Annotated in this window: 3 protein-coding genes; 2 read left to right on the forward strand and 1 reads right to left on the reverse strand. The window is 72.2% G+C overall.

What is annotated here, in order from left to right; genetic code table 11:
- Window positions 1–197: 197 nt before the first annotated feature.
- Both COGEMETH_RS24210 and COGEMETH_RS24215 read left to right on the forward strand, forming a co-directional pair.
- On the forward strand, window positions 198–893 hold the full coding sequence (locus COGEMETH_RS24210; RefSeq protein ID WP_238185228.1) for a hypothetical protein: 696 nt from the start codon (window positions 198–200) through the stop codon (window positions 891–893).
- Window positions 894–984: 91 nt separating this feature from the next.
- Complete coding sequence (locus COGEMETH_RS24215) at window positions 985–1,752, forward strand: endonuclease/exonuclease/phosphatase family protein (RefSeq protein ID WP_238185229.1); 768 nt, start codon at window positions 985–987, stop codon at window positions 1,750–1,752.
- Here the strand turns inward: COGEMETH_RS24215 and COGEMETH_RS24220 are convergent.
- The coding region (locus tag COGEMETH_RS24220) for a phospholipase D-like domain-containing protein (RefSeq protein WP_238185230.1) at window positions 1,685–2,845 on the reverse strand (1,161 nt) is incomplete at its 5' end. The two genes, COGEMETH_RS24215 and COGEMETH_RS24220, sit on opposite strands and share 68 nt — an antisense overlap.

Raw genomic sequence — 2,845 nt, forward strand, 5'->3', positions numbered from 1 at the left:
CGCGTTCGGCACGGGCAGAGCATTCTGGGGCAGCGGGTCCTTGCCCTGGCCGGGCAGCGGGCGAAGGTTTGGCGCCGGCATAGGCGGGCGCCCGGCCTGCTGGCCGGTGAGGCCCGGTCCCATCGGGATCTGGCCGGGCATCGCTCCCTGGGGTCGGCCCCGATCCGGGCCTTGCCGGAAAGCCGCCCCAGGGAGCGATGCCCGGCCAGATCCCGATGGGACCGGGCCTCACCGGCCAGCAGGCCGGGCGCCCGCCTATGCCGGCGCCAAACCTTCGCCCGCTGCCCGGCCAGGGCAAGGACCCGCTGCCCCAGAATGCTCTGCCCGTGCCGAACGCGAATGCCGCCAGGCCCGGCGCGGGACAGCCCGCCGTCGCGCTCCCCGGAGCGTATCGGGCGGCCCCGGTGATGCCGAGCGGCAAGCCCGGCCAGATGCCCGCTCCAAATCCGGCTGCCGGATACCCGGCCGCGCAGGGACAGCCGGGCACGCCGCCGGCCAGCCGGCCAAGCGCGGCCCGGGCCGCCCAGCATCGCCAGGCTCCGCCGCAGCAGGACCAGCGCGTCCAGCAGATGCAGGCGGCGCGCGCCGAGCAGCAGCGCCAGCAAGCGGCCCAACGCGGCGTGATGCAGTCCGGGCCGATGCAGCGCCAGCAACAGATGCAGGCGCGCCAGATGCAGGCCGTGCGCTCGCAGGAGATCATGCGCGCGCAGCAGATGCAGCAGCAATCGCAGCGTCAGCAGTTGATGATGCAACAGCGCCAGCAGGCCGCCCAGCAGCAGCAGATGCAGCGCCAGCCCATGATGGCGCGCCCGCCGATGCAGCCGCAGCGGGCCCCTCCGCCGCAACAGCATGGTGGCGGGAACCATTGCCCGCCCGGCAAGCCCTGCCGTTGATGACAATCGAACGGGACGGCTCCGTCCGCGTTGAAGCGTGACGGCGCCGCCTGGTGCGGCCACACCGAACACGAGGTTCGATCCGCTCCGCATGTTCGATCCGCTGCACGAGACGCCGACCTCGGTCTTCCCCCTTCCGCTCGAGCAGGTCGACGCGCCCGTCCCCACCCGGAAGATCGTGAGCTGGAACCTGCTGCGCAGGACAGGCGCGGCGGTCGGCGACGTCGTGGCCCTGATCGAGCAGGAGGCGCCCGACCTCCTACTGATGCAGGAGGCCACGCGCAGCATCGGCGCCCTGCGCGAGCGGGTGGGGGGGCACTATGCGTGGGCGCCCCTGCCGGGCCGCATCCATGGGCTGGCGATGTGGAGCCCGACGCCCTGGGCCGCCGTGCCGGAGGTCGTCACCCTGCCGTCCGGCGCTCTGGTCCACCGGGTCTGCCAGGTGCTGGACCTGGGTGATTTCGGCGTCGCCAACGTCCACCTCTCCCACGGGCAGGTCCTGAACCGGCGCCAGCTCCGGCGCATCGTCGGCCACTTGCCGGCGCGGGCGGCGGTGCTGGGGGATTACAACATCGTCGGACCGGCTCTGGTGCCGGGCTTTCGCGACGTCGGGCCACGTCAGCCCACCCACGCCATGGTGGAGATGCTGCCCTTGCGCCTCGACCGCTGCCTCGTGCGCGGCCTCGTCTGTCGGGAGCACGCGGTGCTGCCGCGCGGGCCGTCAGACCATCGCCCGATCATCGTGCATCTGGCGCCGGCGCCCGAGGCCGAGACCCCGCGGCGGCCCCGCTTCAGAGGTATGGCAGCAGCAGTCGCACGCCTGCGTCGCGCAGACGAACGGGCAGCGGGCGCCCGCTGACGGCCTCAAACGTCAGTTGCGTCTCCATCTTCGCGCTCATGAACGCGTCGAGCTGGGCGGCGAGGCCGGCGTCGACGATCTCGACGTTCAGCTCGAAGTTCAGGCGGAAGCTGCGCATGTCCCAGTTGGCGCTGCCGACGAAGCACCAGACGCCATCGACCACCATCGCCTTCGAGTGGTCGAAGGGCGGCTCGTCGAGCCAGATCCGCACGCCGCTGGCGAGCAGGGGGGCGACGTGGGCGCGGGTCGCCCAGTCGATGTAGCGGTGGTCGCTCAGGCGCGGGATGATCACGTCGACGGTGATGCCGCGCTGGGCGGCGAGTGCCAGGGCGCTCATCACCACCTCGTCGGGCAGGAAGTAGGGGGTGACGAAGCGGACGGTCTCGCGCGCGCAGGCCAGCGCCTGGAGCATCACCGACTCGATCTTCTCCACGTCCGCGTCCGGCCCCGACGTGACGGCGCGGGCGACGCTCGTCCCCACGGGCGACAGGTCCGGGAACCAGAGGTCGCCGTCGAGGATCGCCCCGTCCGCGAAGGCCCAATCGCCCGCGAACGCCATGGCGAGCTGCTCGACCACGGGCCCCTCGATCCGGAAGTGGGTGTCGCGGATCGGGTGGTCTGGGTTGGTCCTGAGGCGGTTGGGCTGGGAAATGTTGAGGCCCCCAGTGAAGGCGAGGCGGCCGTCCGCGATCAGCAGCTTCTTGTGGCTGCGCAGGTTTAGGAACGGCATCCGCCAGGGTAGGCCGGAATGCATGAAGAGGGCGGCCGGCACCCCCTCGCGCCGCAGCCGCCTGTAGGCCGCGGCCCTGAAGTAGCCGCCGCCGATGCCGTCGATGATGACGCGGACCTCGACGCCCCGCGCCTTGGCCTGCGCCAGCGCCTCGCAGAAGGTCCGCCCGGTGGCGTCGTCCCGGAAGATGTAGCTCGACAGGGCGAGGCTGTACTTCGCGCCGCGGATCGCCTCCAGCATCGCGGGATAGGCCGCGTCGCCGTTGCGGAATAGGTGCACGGCGTTGCCGGAGAGCGCCGGAAGACCGGTGATGCGCCGCACCGCCTTGTCCAGGGGCCAGAGGGCCTCTGGCACCACCGCGTC

Source organism: Methylobacterium trifolii (genome assembly GCF_022179685.1).
Lineage (GTDB): Bacteria > Pseudomonadota > Alphaproteobacteria > Rhizobiales > Beijerinckiaceae > Methylobacterium > Methylobacterium trifolii.

Coding starts and splice junctions, on each gene's coding strand:
- COGEMETH_RS24210 (WP_238185228.1), top strand. CDS start 198: ATGCCCGGCCAGATCCCGATGGGACCGGGCCTCACCGGCCAGCAGGCC.
- COGEMETH_RS24215 (WP_238185229.1), top strand. CDS start 985: ATGTTCGATCCGCTGCACGAGACGCCGACCTCGGTCTTCCCCCTTCCG.